Below are 16,558 nucleotides of genomic sequence, written 5' to 3' on the forward strand. Positions count from 1 at the left end.
GCAGGGCCGGGGAAATGGGGTCGGAGGTCCACCACAATCGAGGTGCTTCCAGCGGAGCCGATCGCAGGCTTAGCTAGCGGTCAAGTGGATCTGACCACGTGGGGCGCGGAAGTCGCTGGGTAATCCCGCATGAATTCTTTTCAAGGTACGCGACCGGGCATCCTTGTATACCCCTCAAGCATATCGTGCGACCGGGCAATTTCGGGTATTGCCCGCCCGCCGGGGCCCGGCGCAGCGCCCGGGTCCCGGCGCGTGGGGTCAGGGCCCGAGGATCCGGAAGAGCACCTTGCGGCTGGCCATGTCCGCGTGGACGAGTTCGACCTCCACCTGCATGCCCGCCTGCGCGGTGCCTTCGAAGGGTGCCATCACGGCCGGGTCCTTCACCTGCAGGGTGCCCCCGTTGCGGTGGTTGCCGTTGCCCGAATCCCCGGAGCCGGTGAGCGTCACCGCGGAGAAGCGCTCGCCCACGCGGTGGGCCAGCGAGGCGGCCTCCACGGTGTCGATGGCGGCACGCTCGACCTTGTTCACGATGCGGTTCGAGTCGTTCATCAACTCCGGCAGCTGGGGCAGCACCTCGCGCACGCCCGCCGGGACCTCCTGGCCGTGGACGGCGTAGGAACAGACCAGCAGCGCGAAGCGGTCCACGAGGCGTCGCAGCGGGGCAGTGGTGTGGGCATAGGGTGCGGCAATGGCGGCCTGGACGGTTTCCTCGGGCACCTCGCCGTCGAGCGCGGTGTAGGTGGCGCCGCGGAACAGGCTCGTGGCCTGGTGCATCAGGGCCAGCTGGCGGGTGTCGGACAGGTCCAGGGAGCGCAGGAACTCGCCGTAGGGCTGCTCCGGCTCCCAGGTGGTCCCCAGTGCCTTGGCCTGGAGGCGGAAGATCCGGATGTCCTTTTCGGCCGGTGCCGGCATGGTGCGCAGCAGACCCACCTTCGCCTCAAGCATGATGCGGGCGGCCTCCATCCCGGTCATCAGGGAGATCTGGGCGTTCCAGTCCTCCACCGGCAGCGGGGCGTCGTTCACGATCGTGTAGGTGCCGTCGACGCACTCGACTTCCTGGGAGGGGATGCGCAGGGACGCGCCGCCGCGGGCCCGCTCCAGTTCGATGCGCTTGAGCCCGACCTCGCGCAGCAGCTGCAGCATCGGGCTGGCGGTGCCGGCGTCGAGGGAAGCCTGGACCTCGACGTAGTTGAGCTTTTCCCGGCTGCGGACGATGGCCCGTTCCAGTGCGGTGTGGGTGACGGCCCCGGAGGCATCGAGGGTGAAGGCCCAGAGGTAGGCGCTGCGGTCCTGGTTCGGCAGCAGGGAACCGGCGTCCTCGCTGATGGCCTCGGGATGCAGTGCGATCCGCCGGTGCGGCAGGTAGACCGTTTGGCCGCGCAGCCTGGTCTCGGCATCGAGGCTGCCGCCCAGGGCGACGAATCCCGGCACGTCGGCGATCGCATAGTGGACCACATAGCCCTCGCCGCTGCGGGCCAGGTGCACCGCCTGGTCCAGGTCGGTGGACGTTGCCGGGTCGATGGTGACAAGCTCAATCTCGCGCCGGTCGATGGCGGGGCGCTCGAAGTCGGCAATGGCGCGCCGGGCCTCGGCGAGCACCTCGGGCGGGAATTCACTGCGCAGGGCGAACTCCGTTTCCAGGGCCTCGAGGGCCTGGGCCAGTGCGGTGCTGCGGGCCTCGGGTGTGAGGGCGATATTTTGGTGGATCACATCGCCAGCATAACCACCACGCGCGGGCCGGGACGATGTTGTGCCGCGTGTGTTGTGCCCGAGTACGCTGAAGCCATGACCAAATCACCCTTGACCTTTGGTTCGGCGGCCGCCGCGCAGGACGCGGAACTGGCCCTGCTGGGGCTTATCGCCTACCAGGAGCTCACCGCCTTCGAACACCTGTCCTCCGACGCGCGCCTGTCCCCGACGCTGGTCGACCGCGAAACCCTGGGCAGATTCGCCGTGACCGAGTTCGGGCACTTCGAAATGGTGCGCGAATTGATTGCCGCGCGCGGGCTGGACCCGCAGGAGGTCATCGAGCCGTTCATGGCGTCGCTGGACGAGATGCACCGGCGGACCAAGCCGGGGGACTGGTACGAGTCGCTGACCAAGGCGTACGTGATCGACGGGGTCGCCGCCGACTTCTACGCGCTGATCGCCTCCGGCCTGGAGCCGGAGGCGCGCACGCTGGTGGAGGAGGTCAAGACGTCGCAAACGAACACCGAGTGGCTGCGCGAGCGGCTGCAGCTGGCGATCTCCGACCATCCCGAGCGCGCCTCGCGCCTGGCCCTGTGGGGCCGCCGATTGCTCGGGGAGGCGCTGACCCAGGCGCGGGAGATCGGGGAGACCTATGACTTCTGGGGTGCGTTGCAGGCCGAGGGCCGCAACGACCGCGGACAGGAAATGACGGCGCTCTTTGCCCGGCTGGTGGAAAACCACTCGCGGCGCATGCGCCAGCTGGGCATGACCGCCTGAGAAGTGACCGGGGACCGTCGTCCCCGAACCAACAGAAACGAGAAGAACCATGGGCCTTGAGAAGGATTCACCCCTCCGTGTCCTGACCGCGTACGAGGTCGCCAGGGCGTTGAAGGAGCTGCCGTCATGGCGCGAGCGCCAGGGCGCGCTGGTGTGCGCCTGGAAGTTCCCGGACTCGCGGGAGGCCATCGACTTCCTGGCCATCGTGGCCGAGGCCGCCGAGCGCCAGGGACACCACCCGGACGTCGACTGGCGCTGGAACACCATCTTCCTGAGCACCACCTCCCACGACGTGGGCGGGGAAATCACGCTGCGCGACGTCGCCCTGGCCACGCTGCTGGAATTTGCGGCATCCGACTCGCCGGCCGTTGCCGTGCCCGAGCGCCACCAGGACGTGTCCCTGGGCATAGACACGGAAGACCCCGAGCGGCTGGAGGACTTCTGGATCGAGGTCATGGGATACCGCAAGGGCCGCGACGGGGACCTTGTCGACCCGCACGGGCGCAACCCGCGGATCTGGTTCCAGGAGACGGCAACGCCGAACCCCAACCGGATCCACCTCGACAAGCACATTTCCCATTCCGGGCTGGAACATGCCCGGGCCGCCCTGGAGCCGCGTGCCGGCCTGGGGGACAGGACCCACGAGCCGAGCTGGACCATCTACTCGGACGCCGACGGCAACCGGGTTTGCCTGTGCACCGAGCAACGGCAGGATCCGCCCGCCCTCGACTAGGTCCCGGCCGCTGCGCGGCGGCGGACCGGGGGTCTTAAGCGCCCGAAGGGGGGACAGTTTCCCGTCCCCCCTTCGGCCGCCGCTCGAAATACGCCTACTGGGCGAAGCCCACCCGGCGCGCTTCCTCGGCACCGATCTCGACATACGCGATGCCCGAAACGGGCACGAGCATGAGGCGGCCCTTGGTGTCGGTGAGGCGCAGTTCCCCACCGGCGGCCAAGGCGTCGGAGACGCGCTTGGCCAACTCCTCCGCGTTCTCTGCGGATTCGATTACGATCTCGCGGGCAACATTCTGAATTCCAATGCGAACGTCCATGTCGGCCTTCCTGGTTTGGTGCATGTGCCGGGGCCCGGTGGCGCCGACCTACATCTACTGTCGAATTTACGTCAGGATTCCTTGGGGAATCGACCGATTCCGCGCCAAGCTAAACGCGACACCAAGTCACTGGCCTCTTCCATGGACACCTCGTCGGCCATATCCACCCAGTAGCGGGCCGAGACCTGGGCCATCCCGGCCATGGCGCGGCCCATGAGCAGGGCCTGTGCCGGGGGAAGCTTGGTGTCCTCGGCGATGACGTCGGCAATGCGCCGGGCAAAGTTCGCGTTGAACGCCTCGATGCGCCCGCCGATCTGCTCGTCGTTGAGCAGGTCCGACTCGAAGATCAGCCTGAACCCCTGGGAATCCCTGGCGATGTACTCGTAGTAGGCGCGAATCGTGGCAGTCACGCGCAGCTTGTTGTCGGCGGTGGAGTTGATCGCCTGCTTCAACAGTTCGCTGAACTCGTCCATGTGCGTATCGAGCAACGCGACGTAGAGCTCCCGCTTGCCCGGGAAGTGCTGGTAGAGCACCGGCTTGGACACCTCGGCGACCTCGGCGATCTCGTCCATCGAGGCCCCGTGGAAGCCGTGGGCGACAAAGACCTGGTGCGCCGCCTGGAGCAGCTGGCGACGGCGGGCCGCGCGCGGCATCCGGGCCGTCCTTTGGGGCCGGCCGCCGAGGCTTGGGGGTATGGTCACGTCGGCCCTTTCGCGAAAGCAGGACGCCCGGCGAAAGCGGGCGACATTTCGCACAAGTCTACTCTTGGGTAACGACGGATGCCGGACCTGACGCATCGTGCCGCCCAAGCACTATGGTGAATACATGGATCACAGCACCGAGCCCATGACGCAGAACCGGAACGACGCCCCGGGCCGGCCACCGGCCCTCGTGCCGCCGGGGGATGAACTGCTGCCCGAGGAATTGATGCGCTATTCGCGCCAGATCATCATCCCGGAGATCGGGATGGCCGGGCAGCGCCGGCTCAAGAACGCCCGCGTGCTGGTCATCGGGGCAGGGGGACTGGGCTCTCCGGCCCTGCTCTACCTGGCCGCTGCCGGGGTGGGGACCCTGGGCATCATCGACGACGACGTGGTGGACCTGAGCAACCTGCAGCGCCAGGTCATCCACTCCACCGCCACCGTGGGGGAGCTGAAGACCGAATCGGCGGCCCGGCGCGTCCGCGAGCTGAACCCGCTGGTCACCGTGCGGCTGCACAACGAACGGCTGGACGTCGAGAACGCCGTGGCGCTCTTCGGGGAGTACGACGTGGTCCTGGACGGCACCGACAACTTCGCCACCCGCTACCTGGTCAACGACGCCGCGGCGCTCGCCGGAATCCCCTATGTCTGGGGCTCGATCCTGCGCTTCGACGGGCAGGTCAGCGTTTTTTGGGACGTCTACGGCCCGAACTACCGCGACCTGTACCCGACCCCGCCGCCTCCGGGCACCGTTCCCTCCTGCTCCGAGGGAGGGGTCTTCGGGGTGCTCTGCGCCCAGGTCGGTTCCGTCATGGTGGCCGAGGCGATCAAGCTGATCACCGGGGTGGGGCGCACGCTGCTGGGCCGCCTGCTGATCCTGGATTCGCTGGACATGACCTGGCGCGAGGTCTCGCTGCGCCCCGACCCCGAGGTGGAGCCGATCACCGCGCTGCTGCCCAGCTACGACGACTTCTGCGCGGTGCCGCAACTGGACGCTGACGGGCTGCGGCTCACGGCCGGGCACAGCATCCCGGCGTCGCGGCTGGCCGAGATGCTCGAGGCGCGGGCCCGGGGAGAGGAAGACTTCCTGCTGATCGACGTGCGGGAGCACGGGGAGGCGGAGATCGTCTCGATCCCCGGGGCCATCCTGGCGCCGCGCGGGGCGATCCTCTCCGGCGAGATCGAGCTGCCGCGGGACCGCGAGCTGATCCTGCACTGCAAGTCCGGTGGACGCTCCTCGGAGGTGATGCGCCACCTGCTGCGGCACGACTACACCCGGGTGCGCCACGTGGCCGGCGGCATCCTGGACTGGATCAGCGACGTGGACCCGACACTTCCGGCCTACTGAGGTCAACCGCCGCGCCGGGCAGCGAAGGGTACGGATTGCCTGGGCGCCGCGGGAGGCCGCGGTCCGGGGCTGCGGTGGCACGAAAAAGGCGCCGCGGGCAGGCCTGCTGCCCGCGGCGCCTTCGTTCGATTTCCCTGTGCCTAGCCGACCTGGCGCTGCAGGTCGGCCGACGGGGACGGGGTCCCGGCCTCGGGTGCCGGGTCGCCCGACGCAATCCCGGTGACGGGGCAGCGGGAGGCGTTCTTCACGGACGGGGCGCTCGGCACCTCGACCTCGAGCCCGTAGAGGGTCTCCAGCGCGTCGATGTACTCCCCGGCGCGGCCGGCGGCGGCAAGCTCGCGGGCGCGGACCGTGGGCACGTGCAGCAGCTGGCGCATCATCCGGCGCATGGCGAATTCGACTTCCTCGGCCGCGGCGGTGCAGCCGTGCTGGGCGCGGACCTTCTCCACCTCGGTCTCCAGCACCCGCTGGGTGTGCTTGCGCAGGGCCACGATGGCGGCATCGGCGGCGCGCTCGCGCTGTTCGGCGGCGAAGGCCTCGGCGGCATCGAGCACGATGCTCCGGGCCTGGCGCAGCGACTGCGCCTGCTCCTCGGGCGCGGCCATGCGCACCGATTCCAGGTTGATCAATTCCACGCCGTCCACGGCACCGAGCTCTGGGTCGAAGTCGTGGGTCAGCGCCAGGTCGATGGCCACCAGCGGGCGGGAGGCGCGGTCCAGGGCCGCGATGTCCGCGGCCATCAGCCGGTGGTCCGAGCCGGAGCAGCCGATGATGACATCTGCCTGCTCGAGGGCGGCCTCAAGGGTGGACTCGTCGAGGGCAGTACCTCCGCGGGTGGCGACGAAGGCCTCGGCGCGTCCGGAAGCGGAGAAGACCGAGACGTTGTGGGCGGCGCGTTCGCGCAGCAGCGACATGGTGGCCCCGGCGTAGGCGCCGGTGCCGAAGATGACGATGTTCTTGGTGGCCCAGTCCGGGTCGCGGCTCAGGTCGGTGGCCAGCTCCAGGGCAACGGACACGACGGAAAGGCCGCGCGATCCCAGCGAGGTGCGCGAGCCGACGTCCTTGGCGGTGCGCGAGGCGGCCTGGAAGAGGCGGACCAGCGAGCCGGTGGCGGTTCCCGCGGCCTGTGCGTCGTTCAGTGCGCGGCGGACCTGGCCGGCGATCTCGCGTTCCCCGATGACGGCCGAGTCGAGCCCGGCGCCGACGGAGAAGAGGTGCTCGATGACCTCGGTCTCGGTCTTGGAAACCAGCGCGGTGGAGATGGTGTCCTGGCTCAGTCCGGTGCTGGCGGCGATCTGGGCGATCACCTCCGACCGGGCGGCAACGACGTCCTCGGATTGCGGGACTTCGCAATAGATTTCGTAGCGGTTGCAGGTGGCCAGGGTGATGGCGCCGGCGACCGGGCTGGCCGAAGCGAGCACGACGGAAGCGACCTGGGAGGCGTCGGCACTGATCTTTGCCACGGTCTCGAGGTCGATGTCTGAATGGGAGGCAACGAGAGATAGTAAAACCACAGTGCCTCCCATGATAGCCCTTCTACGTGCCGTAGAGCATCAGTTGTGACCAGTTCGTCTGTCCCAATGCATGCCGCGTGTTCGCTGGGGGCGTGCGGATTACGATTCGGCGCAACATGTTGGCAGAATCAATTCCATGACGTTGAGCCAGAACCACCCGCTGATGGACGGTCGTACCGCCAATTCCCCGTTGATTTCCGCCTACCGCGGCCAGAAGCCCAGCCGCAGACCCGTGTGGTTCATGCGCCAAGCCGGCCGTTCGCTGCCCGAGTACCGCAAGCTGCGCGAGGGCACCGAAATGCTCGAATCCTGCCTGCGCCCGGAGATGGCCTCGGAAATCACCCTGCAGCCGGTGCGCCGGCACGACGTGGATGCCGGGATCTTCTTCTCCGACATCGTCATCCCGCTGAAGCTCGCGGGCATCGACGTGGACATCGTCCCGGGCGTCGGCCCGGTGCTGGGCACCCCGGTGCGCACCGCCGCCGACGTGCGCGCGCTGCCCAAGATGGACGACGCGGCCCTGGACCCGATCCGCGAGGCCGTCTCGATGACCGTGGAGCAGCTGGGCAACACCCCGCTGATCGGCTTCGCCGGCGCCCCGTTCACCGTCGCCGCCTACATGGTCGAGGGGCGCCCGTCCCGCGACCACATGGGCCCGCGCACCATGATGCACGCGGAGCCAGGCGTCTGGGAGGAACTGGCCAACTGGGCCGCCGACGCCTCCGGCGCCTTCCTGCGCGCCCAGATCGAGGCAGGCGCCTCCGCCGGCCAGCTCTTCGACTCCTGGGCCGGTTCGCTCTCGCTGGCCGACTACACCAACTTCGTGGCACCGGCCTCGGCCCGCGCCCTGGACCTCGTGCGCGACACCGGCGTCCCGCTGGTGCACTTCGGCACCGGCACCTCCGAGCTGCTCGGGGCCATGCGCAACGTGGGCGTCGACGTCATGGGCGTTGACTACCGCCTGCCGCTGGACGAGGCCAACCGCCGCCTGGGCGGGGACATCCCGCTGCAGGGCAACATCGACCCGGCCCTGCTGACCGCACCCTGGGAGGTCCTCGAGGCCCACGTGCGCGAGGTGCTCGCCGCCGGTGACACCGCGCCGGCGCACGTGGCGAACCTGGGCCACGGCGTGCCGCCGGAAACCAACCCGGAAACCCTGACCCGCGTGGTCGAGCTCATTCACTCGATCCCCGTGGCAGGGCGTTAAGCTAGAACCACCAGCAGTACCGCCGGGGTGCGGTGCGCGCAGCGCACCCCGGACCCACCAGTAACACCTTCGTTTTCCCGGAAAAGAGTTGATGGTGCCACACGTCGAAGAGCAGCCACGCCGCGGCTCGGCCAACGAGGCAGCCCCTGCCCAGCCCATTTCGGGTGGCCAGGACGGCTCCGGCGACGGGTCTCCCGCCGCCACGCCGCCGACCACGGACCATGCACCTGACACCACCCAGGCGGCGGCCACCGAGCCGGCCCCCGCCAAGGCCAAGCGCGCCCCGGTCGCCTCGAATGCCGCCGCCCACGCCCTGCGCCTGCTGCACCGGGCCCGGGGCACCGAGGCGCCGCAGCCCTCCGCCACCGCTCCCGATGCCCCGTTGGCGCTGGTCATCGGCGGCGGGATCTCCGGGCTGGTGGCTGCCCGCGAACTGGCAGCCAGCGGCCACCGCGTCCAGCTGCACGAGGCCGGGCCGGTGTTCGGCGGCTGCGTAGGCGCCCACGAGGTCGCCGGGCTGGTGCTGGATGCGGGTGCGGAGTCCTTCGCCACCCGGTCCACCGCCGTCGCGGACCTTTTGCGCGAACTGGGCCTGGGCGATGACATCGTCACCCCCGAACCCGGCGGCGCCTGGCTGTACCTGCGGCGCGGCGGCGAGAACGTCGCCCAGCCGCTTCCTGCCACCGGCATCCTGGGCATCCCCGGGGACCCGTGGGCCGATGAGGTGCGCCGCGCCGTGGGGCGTACCGGCGCCCTGCGTGCCGCAGCGGACCTGATCACCCCGGTCTCCAAGAAGATCCTCGAGGGGGAAATGTCCCTCGGCGCGCTGGTCCGTTCCCGCATGGGATCCGCGGTGCTGGAGAACCTGGTCACCCCGGTGGTCTCCGGGGTGCACTCGGCGGACCCCGACACCCTCGACGTCGACGCCATCGCCCCGGGGCTGCGCGCCTCGGTGCTCAAGCACGGCTCGCTGGCCCGCGCCGTCGCAGCGATGCGCGCAGCGGCCCCGGCGGGCTCCGCCGTCGCCTCGCTCTCCGGCGGCATGAACCGCCTGACCTCCGCCCTGGTCGCGGACCTCAAGGCCGCCGGCGTGCAGCTGCACGCCAACAGCCAGGTGGCGGGAATCGCGCCGCCCGCCGCCGGGACCGGCTTCCGCATCGAACTGGCCCCGCAGGCCGCAGCCGATGCGTCGAAGGACGCCAGGCACGAGAAGGAATCGCGGCACGAGCGCCATGGCCGGCTGGCCAAGGAGGCAGCCGCCGAGGCGGGACAGCCTCGCGAGCTGGTTGCCGACCGCCTGGTGGTTGCCACCGGCGGCGAAACGGCCGTTGACCTGCTGTGCGGGATCGACGCGGCATTCGCCTCCCACCGCCCGGCGCCGGGAGCCGGGATTTCCCTGGTCACCCTGGTGATCGACAAGCCCGAGCTCGACGACGCCCCGCGCGGCACCGGCCTGCTGGTCGCCCCCACCGTCGATGACGTCGGGGCCAAGGCGCTGACCCACGCAACCGCCAAGTGGCACTGGCTGGGGGACGAATCGGGCCCCGGGTCCCACGTGCTGCGGCTCTCCTACGGACGGCTCAACGACGTGGCCTCGGCCCTGGTCAACGCCGACGACGCCTCGCTGCGCAACGCGGCACTGAAGGACGCCTCGGTGCTGCTGGGAATCGAGGTCACCGCCGGGGACCTCCTGGGCTTCGACGTGGTGCGCTATTCCGGCGCGCTGCCCTTCGCCACCACCGGCCATGCCCGGCGCGTGGCGGCCATCCGCGAGCTCGCCTCCGCGCACCCGGGCCTCGACGTGGTCGGGGCCTGGCTGGCCGGCACCGGACTGGCCTCCGTCGTCGCCGACACCCGCAAACGGCTGCGCATCACCGCCAGCTGAGAATTCCCGCCCCGGGGGCCGCCAGCGCGGATGCCCCGGGCACGCAACAGACTTTCGTTTCACATACGAGAACCGCTTCGCCCACACACGCGAAGTACCGCAAAGAAAGCAGGAGAACCAACCATGAGTGCAGTGGAATCCAACTCACCCGTCATCCGCGACCGCGAAGCAGCGGGTGCCGACGCCACCATGTACTACACCCTGTGGACCGTCTTCAAGCGCGACTCGGACCTGGACCGCACCGAGGGCGTCGAGGCGTTTGACGCACTCATCGCCGAGCTCGCCGCCGAGGGCGTGACCCTGCGCGGCACCTACGACGTCTCCGCGATGCGCGAGGACGCCGACGTGATGACCTGGGTCCACGGCCCGACGCCCGAGTCCCTGCAGGCCGCGGTGCGCAAGATCCGCCGCTCCTACCTCTTCGCCGAGACCTCCATCGTGTACTCGACCATGGCCGTGCACCGCGAGGCCGAGTTCTCCAAGGACCACTCGCCGGCCTTCGCCCGCGGCGTGGCCCCCGAGGCCTGGATGACCGTCTACCCGTTCGTGCGCTCCACCGACTGGTACCTGCTGGACCCGAAGGAACGCGGCAAGATGCTGCGCGACCACGGCATCCTGGGCCGCGACTTCCCGAGCGTGCTGGCCAACACCGTGGCCGCCTTCGCCTTCGGCGACTACGAATGGCAGATCTGCCTCGAGGCCCCGGACATGATCGACCTCGTCGACATGATGCGCCACCTGCGCTACACCGAGGCACGCAACCACGTGCGCGAGGAAATCCCGTTCTACACCGGCCGCCGCATCTCCACCGCCGAGGTCGCCGAGGTCCTGCGATGAGCCAGGATTTTGATCCGCGCACCGGCTACGACGACAGCGGCGTGATGGCGCCCAAGGCCTACGACGCGATCCTGCTGGCCTCCTTCGGCGGCCCCGAGGGCCAGGACGACGTGATCCCGTTCCTGCGCAACGTCACGGCCGGCCGCGGCATCCCCGACGAGCGCCTCGAGGAGGTCGCCACCCACTACCGGGCCAACGGCGGCATTTCCCCGATCAACGCGCAGAACCGCGCGCTGAAGGCGGCTCTCGAGGCCGAGCTGGCCGCCAGGGACATCGCCGTGCCGGTCTACTGGGGCAACCGCAACTGGGCGCCCTACATCGCGGAAACGATCACCCAGATCCATGCCGAGGGCCACCGCAGGGTGCTGATGCTCTCCACCAGCGCGTACTCCGGCTACTCCTCCTGCCGCCAGTACCGCGAGGACCTGGGCGTCGCGCTGCGCGAGACCGGCCTGGAGGGCAAGCTGGAGGTCGACAAGGTGCGCCAGTACTTCGACACCCCCGCGTTCGTGACCCCGTTCATGGAGGGCCTGGCCGGCTCGCTGGCCAACGTCCGGGCCCAGCTGGCCGCGGCCGGGAAGCCGGAGGGGGAGATCAAGATCGTCTTCGTCACCCACTCCATCCCCACCTCCGACGCGCAGGCCGCCGGCCCGCGCGACCTGGTCGCGACGCTGGACACCGACCTGTACTCGGCCCAGCACCTTGCCGTCGCCGACGCGATCCTGGCCGGGGTGCCCGAGGCCGCCGGCCTGTCCCACTCCCTGGTCTTCCAGTCGCGCTCCGGCGCCCCGCACGTGCCGTGGCTGGAACCGGACATCAACGACGCGCTCACCGACTACCAGGCCGCCGGCGTCGCCGGGGTCGTGGTGATGCCGATCGGCTTCGTCTCGGACCACATGGAGGTCCTCTGGGACCTGGACACCGAGGCGAAGGAAACCTGCGCGGAACTCGGCCTGGCCTTCCACCGCGCCCCGACCCCCGGGACCCACGCCGACTTCGTCTCCGGCATGGTCGACCTGGTGGCCGAGCGCCTGGCCGGCGGCGACGGAAACGCGCTGAAGCCGGGCCGCGCCTCGGTGGCCGAGCTCGGCCCGTGGTACGACGTGTGCCGCCCGAACTGCTGCGTGAAGGTGATGCGCGACGGGACCACCAAGCCCACCATCGCGGCCGTCGACTCCGAGGTCGGGGTGCCTGCACCATGAGCAAGGAACGCTTCACCATCGGCACCCGCGGCTCCGCGCTGGCCACCACGCAGACCGGGCACGTCGCGGCGCAGCTGCACGAGATCGCCCAGGTCCCCTTCGACACCGTGCTGGTCAAGACCGAGGGCGACGTGACCACCGGTCCGCTGTCCCAGCTCGGCGGCACCGGAGTGTTCGCCGCTGCCCTGCGCCAGGCGCTGTACGAGGGCACCTGCGACATGGCGGTGCACTCGCTCAAGGACCTGCCGACCACGCAGCCCGACGGCCTGGTCATCGCCGCCACCCCGTTGCGCGCGGACGTGCGCGATGCGCTGTGCGCCCGCGACGGGCTCTTCCTGGCCGAACTGCCCGAGGGCGCCACGGTGGGCACCGGGTCCCCGCGCCGCGCCGCGCAGCTGCTGGCCTTCCGCCCTGACCTACGGATCGTGGACATCCGCGGCAACGTCGGCACCCGGCTGGGCCGGGTCAAGGGCTCGCCGGCGCAGAAGGACGACGGGGGAGTGGGGCGCACCGCCCAGGGCGACCTGGACGCCGTGATCCTGGCCGCCGCCGGCCTGGAACGCCTGGGCCTGGAATCGCACATCACCGAATACCTGGACCCGGAGATCATGCTCCCGGCCCCCGGCCAGGGTTCCCTGGCCGTGGAGGTGCGCGAGGGCGGCACCGGGCACCCGTCGGTGGACGCGGCGCTGGAAACCATGGACGATTCGGACACGCGCCTGGCGGTCACCGCCGAGCGCGCGCTGCTGGCCCGCCTCGAGGCCGGCTGCGCGGCGCCCATCGGCGCGTTGGCCACGGTGCGCGAGGACTCCCTGGTGCTCGACTCGGTGGCCTGCAGTCCCGACGGATCGGACACCATGCGCCGTTCGGCCACCACGCAGGTGCTCACCCTTGACGGCGCCCGCGCCCTGGGCGTGGCGCTGGCCGAGCAATTGCTGCGCGAGGGCGCGGCCGACCTGGCGGGACTCTAGGCGCAAGATGTCAGCTGATTCAGTGCTCGCCGGCCGCACCGCCCTGCTGCTGCGCGACCCCGCGCGGGCGGCGGACACGGTGGCGCGGCTGGCCGGGCGCGGCGCGTCCGCGGCCGTGTGCCGGCTCATCGACTTCGAGCTGCCCGCCGACACCGCCGACCTGGACGGGGGCCTGCGGCGGCTGCTGGCCGGGGAGTTCGACTGGCTGGTGCTCACCTCGGTGAACACCGTGGCCGCGCTGGGGCTTCGCGCCCGCGCCCTGGGCGTGGAGCTGCGCATCCCTGCCTCCACGCTCGTGGCGGTGGTCGGCGAGGCAACCGCACGCGCCGTGCAGGGCCTGGGCGCCGCCGTCGACTTCATGCCGGCGCACGACCACTCGGCCCGCGGCATGCTCGCCGAGTGGGAACGGCTGCGCAGCGGGAAGCCGGCGCGCGCGTTCATGCCGCAGGCCGACATCGCCTCCTCCACCCTGCGCGACGGGCTGGCCGCCCGCGGCTGGGCCGCACAGGTCGTGACCGCCTACCGCACCGTGCCCGCCCCGGCCGATCCGGGCCGGGCCCTGCACCCCGCGGCGCCGGACCCCTGGCTGCCGGAGGGAAGCTACCTGCTGGATCGGGAGCAGCTGCCCGGGGCCATCGGTCGGCTGGATGCGGTCTTCTTCCCGTCCCCGAGCACCGTCGACCAATTCCTCAACCTGGTCCCGGCACCTGCCGCGCACCTCGCGCTGGTGGCAATCGGCGACAGCACCGCCGCCCGCCTGCGCGCCCGCGGCATCGAGCCCACCGCCACCGCCGCCTTCCCGACCCCCGAGGGCCTCATCGGCGCCTGGGAGCAGTCCCGGCGCGCCGCGCCCCGCCCGCCGACCTGATCCCCGGGTGCCGGCCGGACATCCCGGCCGCACCCCATGCCCCGCTTCGAACCACCCCGCCACGAGCTTCACAAGGAGCCAGAATGTCATTCCCCGCCCGCAGGCCCCGCCGCCTGCGCACCACCCCCGCGATGCGCCGGCTTGCCGCAGAGCTCGTGCTGGCCCCGCAGCAGCTGATCCTGCCCGCGTTCGTGCGCGAGGGACTCACCGAACCCAACCCGATCACCTCGATGCCCGGGGTCGTGCAGCACACCCTTGACACGCTCAAGGCCGCGGCCTCCGAGGCCGTCGAGCTGGGCCTGGGCGGCATCATGCTTTTCGGCATCCCGGAGACCCGCGACGCCACCGGCAGCGCCGGGACGGACCCCCACGGCATCCTGAACCGCGGCATCGAGGCGGTGCGCGCCGAGGTCGGCGACGAACTGGTCATCATGTCCGATGTTTGCCTGGATGAATTCACCGACCACGGCCACTGCGGCGTGCTCGACGCGAAGGGCAACGTGGACAACGACGCCACGCTGGAGATCTACGGACGCATGGCCGTGGCGCAGGCCGAGGCCGGAGCGCACATGCTCGGCCCCTCCGGCATGATGGACGGCCAGGTCGCCGTGATCCGCCAGGCCCTGGATGCCGCCGGGCACCGGGACGTGTCCATCATTGCCTACGCGGCCAAGTACGCCAGTGCGTTCTACGGCCCGTTCCGCGAGGCCGTGGACTCCCAGCTCACCGGGGACCGCCGCACCTACCAGATGGACGCCGCCAACCGCCGCGAGGCGATGATCGAGGTCGAACTCGACCTGGCCGAGGGCGCCGACATGGTCATGGTCAAGCCGGCCATGAGCTACCTGGACGTGCTTGCAGACGTCGCGGCGATGTCCCCGGTCCCTGTCTCCGCCTACCAGATCAGTGGCGAGTACGCGATGATCGAGGCCGCCGCCGCCAACGGCTGGATCGACCGCCGCGCCGCCATCGAGGAATCCGTGCTGGGCATCCGCCGCGCCGGAGCCGACACCGTGTTGACCTACTGGGCCAGCGAGCTCGCCCAGTGGCTGAAAGAAGGAAAGTAATGACCAGCTCCGCCGAACTCTTTGCCACCGCCCAAAAGCTCATGCCCGGCGGGGTGAACTCCCCGGTCCGCGCCTTCGGCTCGGTCGGCGGGGTGCCCCCGTTCATGGTCGGCGCCAAGGGAGCCTACCTGCACGACGCCGACGGCAACTCCTACGTCGACCTGGTCTGCTCCTGGGGCCCGGCGCTGCTGGGCCACGCCCACCCGGCCATCCAGGACGCGGTCCACGCGGCCGTGGACCGCGGGCTGTCCTTCGGCGCCTCGACGCCGGATGAGGGCAAGCTCGCCGCCCTGGTCATGGACCGCTTCGGCGGGGTCGAGCGCATGCGCATGGTCTCCACCGGCACCGAGGCCACCATGACCGCGGTGCGCCTGGCCCGCGGCTACACCGGCCGCGACCTGATCGTGAAGTTCGCCGGCTGCTACCACGGCCACCTCGACGGCCTGCTGGCCGCAGCCGGCTCCGGCCTGGCCACCCTGGCGCTGCCCGGTTCCGCCGGCGTCACCGCCGCCACCGCCGCCGAGACCTTGGTGCTGCCCTACAACGACCGCGAGGCCGTCACCGCCGCGTTCGCCGAACACGGTGCGAACATCGCCGCCGTCATCACCGAATCCGCCCCGTGCAACATGGGCGTCGTGACCCCGGAAGAGGGCTTCAACAAGTTCCTGGCCGAGACCACCACCGCCAACGGCGCACTGCTGATCCTCGACGAGGTGCTCACCGGGTTCCGCGCCTCGGATGCGGGCTACTGGGGGCTCACCGGCCGCACCGAGGGCTGGACCCCCGACCTCTACACCTTCGGCAAGGTCATCGGCGGCGGGCTGCCCACCGCCGCGCTGGGCGGCCGCGCCGAGGTCATGGACTACCTGGCCCCGCTGGGCCCGGTCTACCAGGCAGGAACGCTCTCGGGCAACCCGGTGGCCATGGCCGCCGGCATCGCCCAGCTGACCAACGCCACCGCCGAGGTCTACGCACACATCGACGGGAAGTCGCTGCAGCTGCAGGCCGCCCTGGCCTCCGCGCTGAACGAGGCGGGTGTCGACCACTCGATCCAGCGAGCCGGCAACCTGTTCTCCGTCGCCTTCGGGACCTCGGAGCACGGGGTGCACAACTACGCGCAGGCCCAGGCCCAGGAAGCGTACCGCTACGCGCCGTTCTTCCACTCGATGCTGGAGTCGGGAATCTACCTGCCGCCGAGCGTCTTCGAGGCCTGGTTCCTCTCCTCGGCACACGACGACGAGGCCATGGAGAAGATCTTCGCGGCACTTCCGGCCGCCGCACGCGCGGCAGCCTCGGCGGTGCCCACCGCCTGAGTGACCCGGGCACGGTGAATGCCCCCGATTATCGACACGTCAATCGCTTGACGTTTCAATAATCGGGGGTTTTTCACGTTTTCGAGTGCCCAAATCCTTCCCGGAGGCGGAAATCGGTGAGGTCTAGGCC

At 70.5% G+C, this 16,558-nt stretch carries 15 protein-coding genes; 11 read left to right on the forward strand and 4 right to left on the reverse strand.

Going from position 1 to position 16,558, the window contains the following annotated elements:
* Positions 1-258 precede the first annotated feature (258 nt).
* Complete coding sequence (locus tag KRR55_RS10640; protein WP_217389068.1) at positions 259-1,710, reverse strand: RNB domain-containing ribonuclease; 1,452 nt, start codon at positions 1,708-1,710, stop codon at positions 259-261.
* Between the two features lie 75 nt (positions 1,711-1,785).
* Between KRR55_RS10640 and KRR55_RS10645 the strand changes: the two genes are divergently transcribed.
* Positions 1,786-2,466 (forward strand): ferritin-like fold-containing protein, encoded by a 681-nt coding sequence (locus KRR55_RS10645; RefSeq protein ID WP_217389069.1) that lies wholly within the window; start codon positions 1,786-1,788, stop codon positions 2,464-2,466.
* Positions 2,467-2,515: 49 nt separating this feature from the next.
* Positions 2,516-3,199, forward strand: a complete 684-nt coding sequence (locus tag KRR55_RS10650; RefSeq protein WP_217389070.1) for a 4a-hydroxytetrahydrobiopterin dehydratase — start codon at positions 2,516-2,518, stop codon at positions 3,197-3,199.
* Positions 3,200-3,293: 94 nt separating this feature from the next.
* On the opposite strand, the gene KRR55_RS10655 is transcribed toward KRR55_RS10650, so the two are convergent.
* Together KRR55_RS10655 and KRR55_RS10660 are read right to left on the reverse strand one after the other, a co-directional pair.
* Positions 3,294-3,515, reverse strand: coding sequence for a DUF3107 domain-containing protein (locus KRR55_RS10655; RefSeq protein ID WP_217389071.1), 222 nt, complete (start codon positions 3,513-3,515; stop codon positions 3,294-3,296).
* Between the two features lie 71 nt (positions 3,516-3,586).
* Positions 3,587-4,168: a TetR/AcrR family transcriptional regulator gene (locus tag KRR55_RS10660; RefSeq protein ID WP_254456088.1), complete on the reverse strand. Its 582-nt coding sequence runs from the start codon at positions 4,166-4,168 to the stop codon at positions 3,587-3,589.
* A gap of 172 nt (positions 4,169-4,340) precedes the next feature.
* Here KRR55_RS10660 and moeB point away from each other — a divergent pair, with 172 nt between their 5' ends.
* Complete coding sequence (gene moeB, locus KRR55_RS10665; protein WP_256449167.1) at positions 4,341-5,564, forward strand: molybdopterin-synthase adenylyltransferase MoeB; 1,224 nt, start codon at positions 4,341-4,343, stop codon at positions 5,562-5,564.
* A gap of 140 nt (positions 5,565-5,704) precedes the next feature.
* Here the strand turns inward: moeB and KRR55_RS10670 are convergent, their stop codons facing one another.
* Complete coding sequence (locus KRR55_RS10670) at positions 5,705-7,078, reverse strand: glutamyl-tRNA reductase (protein WP_217389073.1); 1,374 nt, start codon at positions 7,076-7,078, stop codon at positions 5,705-5,707.
* A gap of 136 nt (positions 7,079-7,214) precedes the next feature.
* On the opposite strand from KRR55_RS10670, the gene hemE reads away from it, so the two are divergent.
* The 8 genes from hemE (at position 7,215) to hemL (ending at position 16,428) form a co-directional block, all read left to right on the forward strand.
* Positions 7,215-8,285, forward strand: coding sequence for a uroporphyrinogen decarboxylase (hemE, locus tag KRR55_RS10675; RefSeq protein ID WP_217389074.1), 1,071 nt, complete (start codon positions 7,215-7,217; stop codon positions 8,283-8,285).
* A gap of 94 nt (positions 8,286-8,379) precedes the next feature.
* Positions 8,380-10,170: a protoporphyrinogen/coproporphyrinogen oxidase gene (locus tag KRR55_RS10680; protein WP_336245096.1), complete on the forward strand. Its 1,791-nt coding sequence runs from the start codon at positions 8,380-8,382 to the stop codon at positions 10,168-10,170.
* A 123-nt stretch (positions 10,171-10,293) separates the two neighbouring features.
* Positions 10,294-11,007, forward strand: a complete 714-nt coding sequence (hemQ, locus tag KRR55_RS10685; RefSeq protein ID WP_418888834.1) for a hydrogen peroxide-dependent heme synthase — start codon at positions 10,294-10,296, stop codon at positions 11,005-11,007.
* Positions 11,004-12,209, forward strand: coding sequence for a ferrochelatase (locus tag KRR55_RS10690; protein ID WP_217389076.1), 1,206 nt, complete (start codon positions 11,004-11,006; stop codon positions 12,207-12,209). Before hemQ ends, KRR55_RS10690 begins: the two co-directional genes overlap by 4 nt.
* A complete protein-coding gene (gene hemC / locus KRR55_RS10695; RefSeq protein ID WP_217389077.1) occupies positions 12,206-13,180 on the forward strand; it encodes a hydroxymethylbilane synthase in 975 nt (324 codons plus the stop codon). The genes KRR55_RS10690 and hemC overlap by 4 nt, the downstream gene beginning before the upstream one ends.
* Before the next feature lie 7 nt (positions 13,181-13,187).
* On the forward strand, positions 13,188-14,048 hold the full coding sequence (locus KRR55_RS10700; RefSeq protein WP_217389078.1) for a uroporphyrinogen-III synthase: 861 nt from the start codon (positions 13,188-13,190) through the stop codon (positions 14,046-14,048).
* Between the two features lie 83 nt (positions 14,049-14,131).
* Positions 14,132-15,115: a porphobilinogen synthase gene (gene hemB, locus KRR55_RS10705; protein ID WP_217389079.1), complete on the forward strand. Its 984-nt coding sequence runs from the start codon at positions 14,132-14,134 to the stop codon at positions 15,113-15,115.
* Positions 15,115-16,428: a glutamate-1-semialdehyde 2,1-aminomutase gene (gene hemL / locus KRR55_RS10710; RefSeq protein WP_217389080.1), complete on the forward strand. Its 1,314-nt coding sequence runs from the start codon at positions 15,115-15,117 to the stop codon at positions 16,426-16,428. The genes hemB and hemL overlap by 1 nt, the downstream gene beginning before the upstream one ends.
* Positions 16,429-16,558 lie beyond the last annotated feature (130 nt).

This window comes from Paeniglutamicibacter quisquiliarum (genome assembly GCF_019084045.1).
GTDB lineage: Bacteria > Actinomycetota > Actinomycetes > Actinomycetales > Micrococcaceae > Paeniglutamicibacter > Paeniglutamicibacter quisquiliarum.

What these genes read in the sequence shown, in the direction of transcription:
- KRR55_RS10655 (WP_217389071.1), bottom strand. Translation starts at nt 3,515, where the DNA reads ATGGACGTTCGCATTGGAATTCAGAATGTTGCCCGCGAGATCGTAATC.
- KRR55_RS10700 (WP_217389078.1), top strand. Translation starts at nt 13,188, where the DNA reads ATGTCAGCTGATTCAGTGCTCGCCGGCCGCACCGCCCTGCTGCTGCGC.
- KRR55_RS10660 (WP_254456088.1), bottom strand. Translation starts at nt 4,168, where the DNA reads ATGCCGCGCGCGGCCCGCCGTCGCCAGCTGCTCCAGGCGGCGCACCAG.
- KRR55_RS10645 (WP_217389069.1), top strand. Translation starts at nt 1,786, where the DNA reads ATGACCAAATCACCCTTGACCTTTGGTTCGGCGGCCGCCGCGCAGGAC.
- KRR55_RS10650 (WP_217389070.1), top strand. Translation starts at nt 2,516, where the DNA reads ATGGGCCTTGAGAAGGATTCACCCCTCCGTGTCCTGACCGCGTACGAG.
- moeB (WP_256449167.1), top strand. Translation starts at nt 4,341, where the DNA reads ATGGATCACAGCACCGAGCCCATGACGCAGAACCGGAACGACGCCCCG.
- hemC (WP_217389077.1), top strand. Translation starts at nt 12,206, where the DNA reads ATGAGCAAGGAACGCTTCACCATCGGCACCCGCGGCTCCGCGCTGGCC.
- hemE (WP_217389074.1), top strand. Translation starts at nt 7,215, where the DNA reads ATGACGTTGAGCCAGAACCACCCGCTGATGGACGGTCGTACCGCCAAT.
- KRR55_RS10690 (WP_217389076.1), top strand. Translation starts at nt 11,004, where the DNA reads ATGAGCCAGGATTTTGATCCGCGCACCGGCTACGACGACAGCGGCGTG.
- hemB (WP_217389079.1), top strand. Translation starts at nt 14,132, where the DNA reads ATGTCATTCCCCGCCCGCAGGCCCCGCCGCCTGCGCACCACCCCCGCG.
- hemL (WP_217389080.1), top strand. Translation starts at nt 15,115, where the DNA reads ATGACCAGCTCCGCCGAACTCTTTGCCACCGCCCAAAAGCTCATGCCC.
- hemQ (WP_418888834.1), top strand. Translation starts at nt 10,294, where the DNA reads ATGAGTGCAGTGGAATCCAACTCACCCGTCATCCGCGACCGCGAAGCA.